The 11,643-nt window shown below is 64.0% G+C and carries 15 protein-coding genes; 7 read left to right on the top strand and 8 right to left on the bottom strand.

Translation table 11 applies throughout. The features are described 5' to 3' along the window. Positions 1-72 precede the first annotated feature (72 nt). Complete coding sequence (locus E1H16_RS08200; RefSeq protein ID WP_134323210.1) at positions 73-738, top strand: potassium channel family protein; 666 nt, start codon at positions 73-75, stop codon at positions 736-738. Then, the gene (locus E1H16_RS08195; RefSeq protein ID WP_134323209.1) at positions 738-1,406 is read left to right on the top strand and encodes a potassium channel family protein; all 669 of its coding nucleotides are present in this window, start codon (positions 738-740) and stop codon (positions 1,404-1,406) included. The genes E1H16_RS08200 and E1H16_RS08195 overlap by 1 nt, the downstream gene beginning before the upstream one ends. 13 nt (positions 1,407-1,419) lie before the next feature. Here the strand turns inward: E1H16_RS08195 and E1H16_RS08190 are convergent, their stop codons facing one another. Genes E1H16_RS08190 through dut form a run of 4 tightly spaced genes read right to left on the bottom strand, consistent with a single transcriptional unit; the run spans position 1,420 to position 3,722 of the window. Then, complete coding sequence (locus E1H16_RS08190; RefSeq protein WP_134323208.1) at positions 1,420-2,118, bottom strand: DUF3159 domain-containing protein; 699 nt, start codon at positions 2,116-2,118, stop codon at positions 1,420-1,422. Continuing rightward, the gene (locus tag E1H16_RS08185; RefSeq protein WP_134323207.1) at positions 2,115-2,519 is read right to left on the bottom strand and encodes an OB-fold nucleic acid binding domain-containing protein; all 405 of its coding nucleotides are present in this window, start codon (positions 2,517-2,519) and stop codon (positions 2,115-2,117) included. Before E1H16_RS08185 ends, E1H16_RS08190 begins: the two co-directional genes overlap by 4 nt. Then, complete coding sequence (locus E1H16_RS08180) at positions 2,516-3,253, bottom strand: DUF3710 domain-containing protein (protein WP_166741673.1); 738 nt, start codon at positions 3,251-3,253, stop codon at positions 2,516-2,518. Before E1H16_RS08180 ends, E1H16_RS08185 begins: the two co-directional genes overlap by 4 nt. A 28-nt stretch (positions 3,254-3,281) precedes the next feature. Further along, the gene (gene dut, locus E1H16_RS08175; protein WP_243837788.1) at positions 3,282-3,722 is read right to left on the bottom strand and encodes a dUTP diphosphatase; all 441 of its coding nucleotides are present in this window, start codon (positions 3,720-3,722) and stop codon (positions 3,282-3,284) included. Positions 3,723-3,745: 23 nt separating this feature from the next. Between dut and E1H16_RS08170 the strand changes: the two genes are divergently transcribed. Continuing rightward, positions 3,746-4,222 (top strand): DUF3093 domain-containing protein, encoded by a 477-nt coding sequence (locus tag E1H16_RS08170; protein WP_134323205.1) that lies wholly within the window; start codon positions 3,746-3,748, stop codon positions 4,220-4,222. 17 nt (positions 4,223-4,239) lie between these two features. On the opposite strand, the gene E1H16_RS08165 is transcribed toward E1H16_RS08170, so the two are convergent. Then, on the bottom strand, positions 4,240-4,539 hold the full coding sequence (locus tag E1H16_RS08165; protein WP_134323204.1) for a DUF4193 domain-containing protein: 300 nt from the start codon (positions 4,537-4,539) through the stop codon (positions 4,240-4,242). Positions 4,540-4,794: 255 nt separating this feature from the next. Here E1H16_RS08165 and E1H16_RS08160 point away from each other — a divergent pair, with 255 nt between their 5' ends. Further along, a complete protein-coding gene (locus E1H16_RS08160) occupies positions 4,795-5,448 on the top strand; it encodes a LytR C-terminal domain-containing protein (protein ID WP_166741672.1) in 654 nt (217 codons plus the stop codon). A 20-nt stretch (positions 5,449-5,468) separates the two neighbouring features. Here E1H16_RS08160 and E1H16_RS08155 read toward each other — a convergent pair whose 3' ends face one another. Further along, positions 5,469-6,293: an inositol monophosphatase family protein gene (locus E1H16_RS08155; RefSeq protein ID WP_134323202.1), complete on the bottom strand. Its 825-nt coding sequence runs from the start codon at positions 6,291-6,293 to the stop codon at positions 5,469-5,471. Between the two features lie 56 nt (positions 6,294-6,349). Between E1H16_RS08155 and ppgK the strand changes: the two genes are divergently transcribed. Beyond that, positions 6,350-7,108 carry a polyphosphate--glucose phosphotransferase gene (ppgK, locus tag E1H16_RS08150; RefSeq protein ID WP_134323201.1) on the top strand — a complete coding sequence of 253 codons (759 nt, stop codon included), beginning with the start codon at positions 6,350-6,352 and terminating at the stop codon, positions 7,106-7,108. A 212-nt stretch (positions 7,109-7,320) separates the two neighbouring features. Next, positions 7,321-8,595, top strand: a complete 1,275-nt coding sequence (locus E1H16_RS08145) for an RNA polymerase sigma factor (RefSeq protein ID WP_134323200.1) — start codon at positions 7,321-7,323, stop codon at positions 8,593-8,595. A gap of 34 nt (positions 8,596-8,629) precedes the next feature. On the opposite strand, the gene E1H16_RS08140 is transcribed toward E1H16_RS08145, so the two are convergent. Next, complete coding sequence (locus tag E1H16_RS08140; RefSeq protein ID WP_134323199.1) at positions 8,630-9,313, bottom strand: pentapeptide repeat-containing protein; 684 nt, start codon at positions 9,311-9,313, stop codon at positions 8,630-8,632. Between the two features lie 219 nt (positions 9,314-9,532). On the opposite strand from E1H16_RS08140, the gene E1H16_RS08135 reads away from it, so the two are divergent. Then, positions 9,533-9,721, top strand: coding sequence for a DUF7455 domain-containing protein (locus E1H16_RS08135; protein WP_134323198.1), 189 nt, complete (start codon positions 9,533-9,535; stop codon positions 9,719-9,721). A 136-nt stretch (positions 9,722-9,857) separates the two neighbouring features. On the opposite strand, the gene E1H16_RS08130 is transcribed toward E1H16_RS08135, so the two are convergent. Then, on the bottom strand, positions 9,858-11,591 hold the full coding sequence (locus E1H16_RS08130) for a DEAD/DEAH box helicase (RefSeq protein ID WP_134323197.1): 1,734 nt from the start codon (positions 11,589-11,591) through the stop codon (positions 9,858-9,860). Positions 11,592-11,643 lie beyond the last annotated feature (52 nt).

Raw genomic sequence — 11,643 nt, 5'->3', positions numbered from 1 at the left:
ATCTGCATAGCGTGCGTTCGCACACGCGCTACCGTTACCTGATTACCGCATCGGCGTTGATGGGAGCGTGGCGTGCACATCGTCATCATGGGCTGCGGCCGGGTGGGCACAGCCCTCGCGCGCAGGCTGGACGAACTCGGGCATTCGGTCGCAGTGATCGATCAGAATGCGGAGGCGTTCCGCAGGCTTGGTGGTCGGTTCCGCGGCACGCAGATCAAGGGAAACGGGTACGACCGTCGCACCCTCACCGAGGCCGGGATCGCGAAGGCTGACGCGTTCGCTGCGGTCTCCTCCGGCGACAACTCCAACATCATTTCCGCACGGGTCGCCCGCGAGATATTCGGCGTCCGACACGTCGTTGCCCGTATCTACGATTCGAAGCGCGCCGAGGTGTACGCGCGGCTGGGAATCCCCACGGTCGCCACGGTCCCGTGGACCGCCGACCGGCTCTTCAGCGAGCTCATGGCACAGTCCAGCGAGCAGGTGTGGCGGGACCCCACCGGAGGCGTGGGGCTGTCGCGTATCGCGTTCGACGATGGTTGGGTCGGGCGTCGGGTGACCGAGTTCGAAGACCAGACAAACGTCCGCGCGGCGTTCATCACGCGATTCGGAAAAGCGTTCGTACCGACCCGATCGACGGTCCTGCAGCATGAGGACACGCTCTACGGGCTGATCAACAACGAGAACCAGCGTCAAGCTCTTCAGGCCGCGCTGAGTGCACCGGAGGCGAACGAATAATGCGGGTGGCTATCGCCGGCGCCGGCGCGGTTGGACGCTCGATCGCGCTGGAGTTGACTGGATACGGGCACAAGGTCTTGCTGATTGAGCGCGATGCATCGCGTATCGATCCGGAGCAGGTACCGGACGCCGAATGGGTACACGCTGATGCCTGCGAATTATCGGTACTCGAGGAGATCGAGGTGCAGCGCTGCCCTGTCGTGATCGCCGCAACCGGTGACGACAAGGTCAACCTCGTCGTTTCGCTGCTGTCGAAGACCGAGTTCGGTGTCGGCCGCGTGGTCGCCCGAATCAACGATCCAACCAACGAGTGGCTGTTCAACGAGGCGTGGGGCGTCGACATCGCGGTATCGACGCCGCGCGTGCTCGCCGCGCTGGTCGAAGAAGCGGTCACCGTCGGCGACCTGGTGCGCATCATGCGCTTCCGCTCGGGCGAGACGAACCTCGTCGAGATCACCCTCGGCTCTGATCACCCGCTGGTCGGCAGTGCGGTTCGCAGTGTGCAGTTACCGCGCGATACGGCGCTGGTGACCATTCTGCGCGGCGATCGAGTGATCGTGCCGGTGCCGGACGAGCCGTTAGAGGCCGACGACGAGCTCCTATTCGTTGCCAACGAGTCAGCCGAGGATGACCTGCGGGCGCTGATGGCACAGCGCCGTCGCGGATAACGCCCCTCTGGCGTTACCGTTCCTTACGGCCAGCAGCCGATCGGTTGGCGAGCGCACTGAGCTTGGGCAGGCCCTTCTGACCGGTCGCCTTGGACGCAATGAGATAGGTCATCACGACGAGGACCGCGGTGAGTGGGTAACCCATCGCGATGCGTACAGCCCCCAGCCCGGACGTGCTATCGGACAGGTAGAGCCAGCCTTCGATGATGAAACGCAGTACGAAAGCGCCGGCCCAGGCTGCGGTGAGCCAACCGAAAATTCGGACCAAGTAGTTGTTCTGGCGCCAGGACCCATCAATGGGGCTGAAGAAATTCCACACGTAGCCCGCCAACGGTCGACGCAGCGCGATAGTCACCAGCAACGCCAGCGCAACGACCCCCGAGCGGATGATCCCGAACAGGAAGAAGTCCTTCGCCTCACCGGTCTGCTTGGCGATGAAAATGCAGATCGCTAGCCCGATCAGTCCCGAGAACGCCTGCTGCAGCCCTTTCCGGGTAACCAGCCGGATCCCGAACACCAACACACCGGCGGCGACGCCCGCCCAGATTGCCGGGTTCAGGCCACCGATTGCGTTGGCGATAATGAACGCCAAAGATGGCAGTGCGGCATCAGCAAAGCCGCGCCATCCGCCGAGGGATTCCAGCACCATGTCCCGGATGGTTGGGTCTTCTGCCGGCCCGTTCGCTGCGGGCACGGTGTCCTCGGTTGTCATCCGCGCTGCAGTTCGTACCACGGGTTATAAATCGTCCGCTCACCGTCACGCAGCGCGACCCGACCCTGGACCTTCACCGAGCGCCCGGGCTCGATTCCCGGGATCCGGCGCCGGCCCAACCACACCAGTTGCAGAGCGCCGCTGCCGTCGTACAGCTCGGCGGTCAACGCGGGCGCGTTCTCACTCGGGGTATAGATGACCGATCGCAGCCGGCCTGCGGCGAGCACCCGCTCCCCGGGCTCGGCTCGCGAGCAGGAGCAGGCGCCCTGCCGTGCACTGTTGAGCGCCAGGACTTCCGCGTCAAGTTCATCGTCGTCGCTGGTGATCCGCCGCAACAACTTTGCGATGAACGAACGCGATTTCGCGTTGTGCCGCGAATCGGTCGATAGCGAACTCGTCATGTGTCACCAGCCTGCTGACCGGTCTTCTGTCCGGTGTTCTGCGCGGCGGCCCTGGCCTGTGCCGCGGCCTGGGCCTGTGCAACAGCCTTGGCCCGCGCATCAGCGGACGCCTGCTCGACCTGGGCAGCGAGTGCGGCAGGCAAGCGCAACGTGATGGGCTCGCGCACCGGCTTCGGGTCGGTACCGCGATCGACGACAATGCCACGAAACACGTCGAGGAACGGCGCACACGCCTCATCGTCATGGGCAACGCCTCCGGCGATCAACGCGCGCAGGAACCACCGCGGGCCATCGACTCCGATAAACCGCGCGGCTTGCTTCCCATTCGGTGTCTTCAGCGTCGCGATCAGCGTCGGACCGAACTCGTCCTCGCGTTCACTCACCTCACCGCCGCTGCGTTCGATCTCGCCGACGATGTCACCACGGATCATCTCCCATGCGCCGCCCGAGCGCGGCGCAGCGAAGACACCGAGTTGCATGATCGTGCCGGCGCGCAATAACGACACTCCGTTCAACTCGCCAGACTTCGCCATTTCCAGGCGGACTTCGAACCCTGGGGTGACCTTGATTTTGAGCGCGCCAAAGTCCATGTAGGACCCGAGATCGCCAGGCGCGTCGACGATGTCGTACGGCCCATCGGTCACCTCGTCAGCAACGGACTCTTGTGCGGCGACCTCGGGCGGAACGCCACGTTCACGCAACGCGCGGTCGATCTTGTTTCGACGTCCGAACATTTTCGCCAAGGTGCTCCTGTCGTGGTGGTCAGCGGCCGGTCGAGCCGTGACCGGCCTCTGCGCGGTCCGTGTCGTCGAGTGCATCGACAACCTCGAAGCGAACTCGTTCCACCCGCTGCACCAGCAGTTGGGCGGCTCGCTCCCCCTGCTTCAAGGTTACGGCGTGCACGGGGTCGGTGTTGATGAGGTTGAGCATGATTTCGCCTCGGTAGCCAGCATCGATGACACCCGGCGCGTTCACGATACTCAGCCCATGGCGGTGCGCGAGTCCGGAGCGTGGGTGCACGAGCCCTACGAACCCGTCCGGAATCGCCAGCGCGACTCCCGTGCCGACCAACGCCCGTTGTCCTGGGGCCAGGGTGACGTCGGTGCGCACGCACAGGTCAGCTCCCGCATCTGAAGAATGCGCGTAGCTCGGCGGGGTGGCCTGCTCATCAAGCAATCGGATTGGCACTCGCAGTTCGGACACCCGACGGAGGCTACCCTTGACTAATGTCCGCCGCATCATCGCCCACCGATACTCCGACGTACTCCGAGCGCCTCTACATGCCGATCGGCTGGTGGGCGGGCGCCCTGGTGATGACGGTGGTGCTGGAACTACAGGTGTGGATGTACCTGCCGATCCACCCGGCGATCACGCTCTCCGTTCCGGTCTTGCTGGTCTCTGCATTGCTCGCATCGGCGGGACTTACCAAGATCGAAGTAACTGCGGACCTCGTGCACATCGGTAAGTTTTCGGTGCCGTGCCGCCAGGTCGCTAGCGTGGAAGAACTCGATCAACGCAATACGCGTCGAGCAGCGGGGGTCGGCGGCGACCCAGCCGCGGTCACTCTCCTGCGACCGTGGATCCAGTCGGCGTCCAAGGTGGTGTGCGTCGGCAACGAACCGCCGTACGCGCTGGTCAGCACCCGCCACCCGGAGAAGTTTTCAGCCGCCGTCGTCGCGTGTGCGACAGCGGCGGCTGAGTAGGTCGGCAGCTTCGGCTGTTATGCCGCGCAATCGCGGCAGATCAGCTGGTTCTTCTTCTCGACAGCGAGACGTGAGCGGTGCTGTACGAGGAAGCAGCTGCTGCAAGTGAACTCGTCGGACTGCTTCGGGACGACGGTGACTGTCAACTCTTCGGCAGACAAGTCGGCGCCGGGTAGTTCGACCGGCTCGAGATCGGAATCATCGACATCGATTGACGATGACTGATTCTCAGCGCGGCGGGCTTTGAGCTCCTCGAGCGAATCTTCTCCGAGATCGTCGGATTCGTTGCGTCGAGGGGCGTCGTAGTCAGTTGCCATTTCTGGGAGACATCTCCTGGTGGTTGTGGGGGCGCGGTGTTGGCTACGCGAGGTCACAGCATGTCGCGAAGTCGGAGCGGGTCGGTCAGGCACCGGTCGGCTTCAGAAACAGGCTCTGACCGCGCGAGGGTACACCACCGATTCCCAGTCCGCCAGCGCATGGTGCGATAACGCGTGTCGGTCGCTACTTGTTCCCGCTGAGCGGGCAGAATAAGACGGCACCAGAACGCGCGCGCCAATCAGTCAGGAGAACTAGTGAGCGAGTCCAAGGCACCCCGTCGCCCGGGCGGTCGTAGGCCTATTCCCCCGCTCATTTTCTTGATTGTGCTAGCCGTTCTGGCCGTCGGCGTCTGGTGGCAGGTTATTCGCAAGAACGATGAAGAAGTCGCGAAACAGGCCGCACCGTGCACCAAGAGCGCTTCTGAGGAAGAGTTGGCGGAGCTGAAAGATCTCGGCAAGATTCAGGTCGTCGTCCTCAACGGTACCGACCAGACCGGGTTGGCGGCGTCGATCGAGGCCGACCTGACAGGCCGTGGTTTCACTGTCACGGAGGTCGGAAATGCCGACGATGGCACGTACAGCACTGCTGGGACTATCCAGTACGGAACCGGCAGCGAATTCCAGGCAGATCTAGTCGCGGCGAACTTTCCCGACTTCGACGTTGACCGCTCCAACCACATCACCGACGGGACGATCCATGTGATCGCTGGTACTGCGTACAACGGTATCGCCGACGCCAACCAGTCGACCCAAACGATCGACAAACTGGTCGCCGCTGAAGGCAAAGTCCAGGCCGGTTGTCCTGAATCTGACGGCGCCGAGGCCGACACCTCCCAGGAGGGAGCGGACGGTTCCGGGGACGCCCCGGAGCCCTCTGACGGTGAACAGCCGGCCGATGACGGCAGTTAACTCTGTTACGGACGTCGCCGCTAGTGCGGTACCTGCCATTCGGGCTTGATTCGGCTGCGGATCGCGTCGTTCAGCGCGCTCGATACCGATGGCGCGCAGGCAACGACGAGGCCCTCGTCATCCTCCGGTAGGCGGACGTCGACGCCGGCCTCGCGGCAAATGACCGCGCCGGCGGCCCAGTCCCAAATATGGGTGCCCCACTCGTAATACGCATCGACGCGTCCGGCCGCCACATTGCACAGATCCAGCGCGGCCGACCCCATCCGACGAATATCGCGTACCTCCGCTAACAGCGCGCCGACCACGGCGCCTTGAGCCGCGCGGCGGGACGGAAGGTACCCGAAGCCGGTCGCCAACAGTGTCAAGCTCAGATCCGTGGGGGCCGAACAGCCGATCGGCCAATCGTCGAGGAAGGCGCCACCGCCGCGCACCGCATGGAACTGTTCACCGGTCGCCGGTTTGGTAACCACACCTACGACCAGGTCGCCGTCCACCTCGACTGCGATGGAAATCGAGTAGTTCTCGAGTCCGTAGAGGTAGTTCACGGTTCCGTCGATGGGATCGATAATCCACCGGACGCCCGTGCGGCCCTCGGACTCCGTGTGCTCCTCCCCGTGCACGCCATCGCCAGGTCGCAGCTCGGCTAGTCGTTCGCGCAGCAACGCTTCGCAGGCGCGATCCATCGCGGTGACCACATCAGTCGGGTCGGACTTGGTGTCGATATCGACCACGGCCGCGGTCCGACCGGCCTTAACGAGGTCAGCGGCCTGGCGGCCGAGCGTGCGCGCGAGCGAGCAGAGGTGGTCGAGGTCGACGGTCGCGACGGTGCGATCGGGGCTGGTCATGGCTCTATCCTAAGTGTGCGCGACTCACCCCTCGGATCGGCTCAACGGGAGACATCATGACGGCAGGTCCCCACCTCGGACTGGGTATCGACATCGGTGGCACGGGGATCAAAGGAGCGCTGGTAAATCTCGCCGACGGCACGCTCACGACCGAACGGATCCGGATCCCGACGCCAACGAAGTCGACTCCGCAAAACGTTGCGGAGGTCGTCGCACAGATCGTGGAGCAAAGTGGCTATCACGGCGAGGTGGGCATCACCGTTCCGTCGGTGATTCAACGCGGCGTCGCGCGCACCGCTGCCAATATCGATCAATCCTGGATCGGCAGTGACGTCACTGCGCTGATGTCCGAGCGGCTTTCGATGCCCGCCGAAGTGCTCAACGATGCGGACGCCGCCGGACTCGCTGAGGTGCGCTACGGCGCCGGGCGCGGCGTCGCCGGAACCGTCCTGATGCTGACATTTGGCACCGGAATCGGCTCGGCGCTGATCGTCAATGGGGTGTTGGTCCCCAACACTGAGCTCGGCCACATCGAAGTCGACGGGAAGGACGGCGAGCATCGCGCGGCAGGTTCGGTCAAGGACCGTAAGGGACTCAGTTACCCGCAGTGGGCCGCACGGGTCAGCCACTACCTCCAGGTGCTTGAGCGCGGGCTGTGGCCGGATCTGATCATCGTTGGTGGCGGGATCAGCAAGAAGGCGGAAAAATGGGTGCCGTTGTTGGAGTGCCGCACCCCGGTCGCGGTCGCGCACATGCTCAATAACGCGGGCATCGTCGGTGCCGCGTACGCGGCGCGCGAGAACCTATCAACATAGCCGCATCGATACCGCGATCGCCCACGTGACGCGGTTCTCGGCGCCACCGACCGCTCAGATCGGTCCCCTTGGCGACCGGGTTATTTCGGAGCGCGGTTACAATGGAACAGACGCTGGCCGTCAAGACCTACGGCCGATCCAGACCAGGTAGTTCTCTATTGGTGTGCTCACACACCGTGAGCTCCTGACGCTCACGCTGCGAAAGGAACCGCGTGCATTCAACTTCAGTTGGCTCTCAGGAGAGCGGCGCGAGAGAGACGAGCACTCGGGCGGTAGCTGCAGTCGCGAAGAAGACCGCCGCATCCGCAACGGCTACGGTAACGAAGAAGGCACCTGCCAAGAAGGGTCCGGCGAAGAAGACCGCAGCGAAGAAGACGGCGGCGAAGAAATCAACGGCCAAGTCCGCCGGTGCCGCCGCCGAATCAGACGCTCCCGAGCAGGACGACCCGCAGTCGGACAAGGTCGAGGTAAAGACCATTGAGTCGGCGGACGCGCAGGACGACGATGACGAGGAAGAAGAGGAGTCCGAGGCGCTCAAGCAGGCTCGTAAAGACGCCGAGCTAACTGCCTCCGCCGATTCAGTTCGCGCCTATCTCAAGCAGATCGGCAAGGTCGCCTTGCTGAACGCCGAGGAAGAAGTCGACCTCGCCAAGCGAATCGAGGCCGGACTGTACGCCGTAGAGCGTAAGCGGCAGATCGAAGAGCAGAAGGAAAAGATCACCACGCAGATGCGCCGTGATCTGAATTGGATCGTGCGCGACGGCGAACGCGCCAAGAACCACCTGCTCGAGGCTAACCTCCGACTCGTGGTGTCGTTGGCCAAGCGTTACACGGGCCGCGGGATGGCCTTTCTCGACCTCATTCAAGAAGGCAACCTTGGCCTGATCCGTGCGGTCGAGAAGTTCGACTACACCAAGGGCTACAAGTTCTCGACGTACGCGACGTGGTGGATTCGCCAGGCGATCACCCGCGCGATGGCCGATCAGGCCCGCACCATCCGCATCCCGGTCCACATGGTTGAGGTCATCAACAAGTTGGGCCGTATCCAGCGCGAGTTGCTGCAGGACCTAGGCCGCGAGCCGACTCCTGAAGAACTCGCCAAGGAAATGGACATCACGCCCGAGAAGGTGCTGGAGATCCAGCAGTACGCGCGGGAGCCGATCTCGCTCGACCAGACCATCGGCGACGAGGGCGACAGTCAGCTCGGTGACTTCATCGAGGACTCCGAAGCCGTCGTCGCGGTCGACGCGGTGTCATTCACCCTGTTGCAGGATCAGTTGCAGTCGGTGCTGCAGACGCTCTCCGAGCGCGAGGCAGGCGTCGTCCGGCTACGGTTCGGACTCACTGACGGGCAGCCACGCACCCTCGATGAAATCGGTCAGGTGTACGGCGTGACCCGCGAGCGGATCCGGCAGATCGAATCCAAAACGATGAGCAAACTGCGCCACCCGTCGCGTTCCCAAGTCCTACGCGACTACCTGGACTAGCGAGTCTGTGTTCTACCGCTGAAGATCCCGCTCCTTATGGAGCGGGATCTTCTGCTATGTCGATGCCGAGGTGCGCCGCTATCGCGGGCAGCAGGACCCGAAGGTGGAACTCGGTGAGCGTCGCGCCGCGCAACGCAGTGATATCGGTGATGGCGGGCGTTCCGCTCCCCCGCAGGTCAAGATCGACCGCACGAAGCCGACGCGTGTCAATTTCGCCGAGGCTGCTGCTGACGACGGCACCGCGGTGGATATCGGCCTCCGGCAGGTCCATCGTCCCGACAGTGCAGTCCACGATCAGCAGGTCACGCACGCGAGCACCGTCCAGCCGCAGATAATCAATCCTCGCTCCACGTACCTCAACGCCGGACACGTCGGCATCGCTGAGGTCCAGGACACCAATCCGCCCGCCGATGACCGCCGAGCGGCGCAACGTGGCACCCGAGGCGTTCAGCGCCGTGATCTGCGCTTCCTGGATGAGCACATCGACGAGCCTCGCCCCAGAAAACTCAAGGACGTCCAACCGCAGATCGCTCATCGAACTGTGTTCGATTTCCGATCCGGGCGCGACCACGTCACCAGTGAGCCCGGTGATTCTGGCCCGGGAAATCGCTGCGTCCGCACTCAGCGTCGCCTCTTCCAGCGCGTCGATCGGTACCTGTGTCGGGCGGATTACCGGCGGGGCCGGTCGCTGCCGATCGGCACCGCGACGACGGCTCATCGCCCCTGCGCGCGTGGCGCGCGCCCGGGACGACTCGTCGGGTGGTTCGCCCACAGCGGACAGAACCAGAGGAATGCAAACGTCGTCATAGTCGTTGTTCTCCATAGGCGAAACAAAGATCGCCCGAGGATCCCACCTTCACGGGGGTGAACCGCATAGAGTGAGCGCCAACGCGCTGAAGCCAAGTGGCTCTCGGCGCGCCGACGTAAGGAGCGAGCGATGAACGCAACATACACCGACGTGACCGATACCCAGACCGAGCTGAAGGCGACGGACCGTTGCGACCGTTGCGGTGCTCGCGCGACCAACCGCGCTGTGCTCGCGAATGGTCTTGAGTTGCTGTTCTGCGGGCACCACGCCCGCGAGTATGGCAGCGCCCTGAAGGCCAAGGACATCGCGCTCACCTGATTAACTCACATACCGAAACGGCGCAGCGGCGATCCTGTACGGGATCGCCGCTGCGCCTTTCACATGGTGCGTGATGCAGCGGGCCTCGGCAGCTCAAGTCAACAGCGGCAATATCCGTAGTTCGACGTGCCCGATCTCAGCTCCGGTTCTGGCGGAGATAGTCGATCCGCGCTTGCAACTGCTCGGCGGTCGCTAGTGGCGTCGGTGGGCCACCACACACTCGGCGCAGCTCAGCATGGATGAGGGCGTGCTTACGCCCAGTGCGCGCGTACCGCAGGGACACCAGGCTGGTGAGTTCCTTGCGCAGCGTGGCGAGCACATCGTGATGCGATTGCGGCGCTGCGGGCACTGGCTCCGGTTGCGGTTCGCTGCGACGAGTCACCTGCCGCTGCTGGCGATCACGTAGCAACATCGTGACCTGATCCGGTTCGAGCAGCCCGGGAATGCCGAGGAACTCCTGTTCATCGTCGAGCTCGGCCTGACTGCCCCACGCGTTACCGTCGAAGATGACGTCCTCGAAGTCAGCCGAGGCGCCCAGGCGCTCGTACGACGACTCGCGATCGTCCTGGTCGGTGTCCGTAGCGGCGGCCGGCTCGTCCGCCGGGAGGTCGTCCCATTCGTCTGCATACTTGGGCGCACCCAGGACGTGGTCGCGCGTCGTCTCCATATCGTGCGCGAGCGCGCGCAACCGCGGGACGGACGGCAGAAATACTGTCGCGGACTCGCCGCTCGCACGCGCTCGGATTACACGGCCAACCGCCTGCGCAAAGAACATCGCCGTGCTCGTGTTCGTCGCGTACACCAGCACGCCCAATCGCGGCACATCGACGCCTTCGCTGACCATCCGGACCGCCACGATCCATTCGTCGCGGGACTGGGTGAACTGGGCGATCTGGGCCGAGGATCCGCTCTCGTCCGAGAGCACCAACGTGGGTCGCACGCCGGTCATATGTTCCAGAAGTTCGGCGTACGCGCGGGCATCCTGTTGGTCGCTGGCTATCACGAGACCACCGGCATCCGGGGCGCTGGATTCACGCAACTGCCGTAACCGGCCGTGGGCTGCCTTCAGCACCGCCGGGATCCAGTCACCTTCGGGATCGAGCGCGGTACGCCAGGCGCGCTGAGTGTGCTCCTTGAGCGCTACCTCGCCCAGACGCATCGTCATCTCGTCACCGGCCCGGGTTCGCCAGCGCGCTTCGCCGCTATACGACATGAACAGCACCGGGCGTACCACTCGGTCGGTGAGCGCATCGCCGTAGCCGTACGAGAAGTCGGCCACGGATTTCTTCATACCGCCGGCGATCGTCTCGTACGTCACGAAGGGAATGGGCGTGTCGTCGGAGCGGAACGGTGTTCCGGTCAACATCAGCCGCCGCGTCGCATGGCTGAACGCGGCACGGATGGCCGAGCCCCAGGACTTTGCATCGCCCGCGTGATGCACTTCGTCGAGAATGACCAGGGTTTCGCGACTCTTGGTACGGGTCGCGAACGTGTCGATCGCTCCGGCGACACCGGCGTACGTCGCCGCGACACCGGCGTAGTCGCTAGAGGTCCGACCGGCACTGCCACTGAACTTCGGGTCAATCCGGATACCGATCCGCTCGGCGGCCTTTGCCCACTGCACTTTCAGATGTTCGGTGGGCGCAATCACGATGACCTGGCTAATCGTGCCGACATCCAACAATTCACGGGCGACCCGCAAAGCGAAAGTGGTCTTACCTGCCCCTGGCGTGGCCACCAGCATGAAGTCCTCGGAACGAGTCATCAGGTATCGGTTCAGCGCTTTGCGCTGCCATCCGCGCAGTGGGGTGTCCGAGGTAGGCGGTCGGTATCCGCCGTTCGCGCCCTGCTGTCCCTCGACTGCCCGCATCGCGCCCCTATCGTTCTGATTGCCTGACTCTTGGTCGGTTGCCAACCTAGCG

It is taken from the genome of Cumulibacter soli (assembly GCF_004382795.1).
GTDB classification, from domain to species: Bacteria; Actinomycetota; Actinomycetes; order Mycobacteriales; family Antricoccaceae; genus Cumulibacter; species Cumulibacter soli.
The sequence above is the reverse complement of the archived record's forward strand: the minus strand, read 5'-3'. Positions and strand labels throughout refer to the sequence as shown.

Excerpts from the sequence above, each read along its gene's own strand:
- ppgK (WP_134323201.1), top strand. The coding sequence starts at position 6,350 with ATGACGGCAGGTCCCCACCTCGGACTGGGTATCGACATCGGTGGCACG.
- E1H16_RS08135 (WP_134323198.1), top strand. The coding sequence starts at position 9,533 with ATGAACGCAACATACACCGACGTGACCGATACCCAGACCGAGCTGAAG.
- E1H16_RS08185 (WP_134323207.1), bottom strand. The coding sequence starts at position 2,519 with ATGACGAGTTCGCTATCGACCGATTCGCGGCACAACGCGAAATCGCGT.
- E1H16_RS08190 (WP_134323208.1), bottom strand. The coding sequence starts at position 2,118 with ATGACAACCGAGGACACCGTGCCCGCAGCGAACGGGCCGGCAGAAGAC.
- E1H16_RS08140 (WP_134323199.1), bottom strand. The coding sequence starts at position 9,313 with ATGAGCCGTCGTCGCGGTGCCGATCGGCAGCGACCGGCCCCGCCGGTA.
- E1H16_RS08155 (WP_134323202.1), bottom strand. The coding sequence starts at position 6,293 with ATGACCAGCCCCGATCGCACCGTCGCGACCGTCGACCTCGACCACCTC.
- E1H16_RS08130 (WP_134323197.1), bottom strand. The coding sequence starts at position 11,591 with ATGCGGGCAGTCGAGGGACAGCAGGGCGCGAACGGCGGATACCGACCG.
- E1H16_RS08165 (WP_134323204.1), bottom strand. The coding sequence starts at position 4,539 with ATGGCAACTGACTACGACGCCCCTCGACGCAACGAATCCGACGATCTC.
- E1H16_RS08180 (WP_166741673.1), bottom strand. The coding sequence starts at position 3,253 with ATGTTCGGACGTCGAAACAAGATCGACCGCGCGTTGCGTGAACGTGGC.
- E1H16_RS08195 (WP_134323209.1), top strand. The coding sequence starts at position 738 with ATGCGGGTGGCTATCGCCGGCGCCGGCGCGGTTGGACGCTCGATCGCG.
- E1H16_RS08170 (WP_134323205.1), top strand. The coding sequence starts at position 3,746 with ATGTCCGCCGCATCATCGCCCACCGATACTCCGACGTACTCCGAGCGC.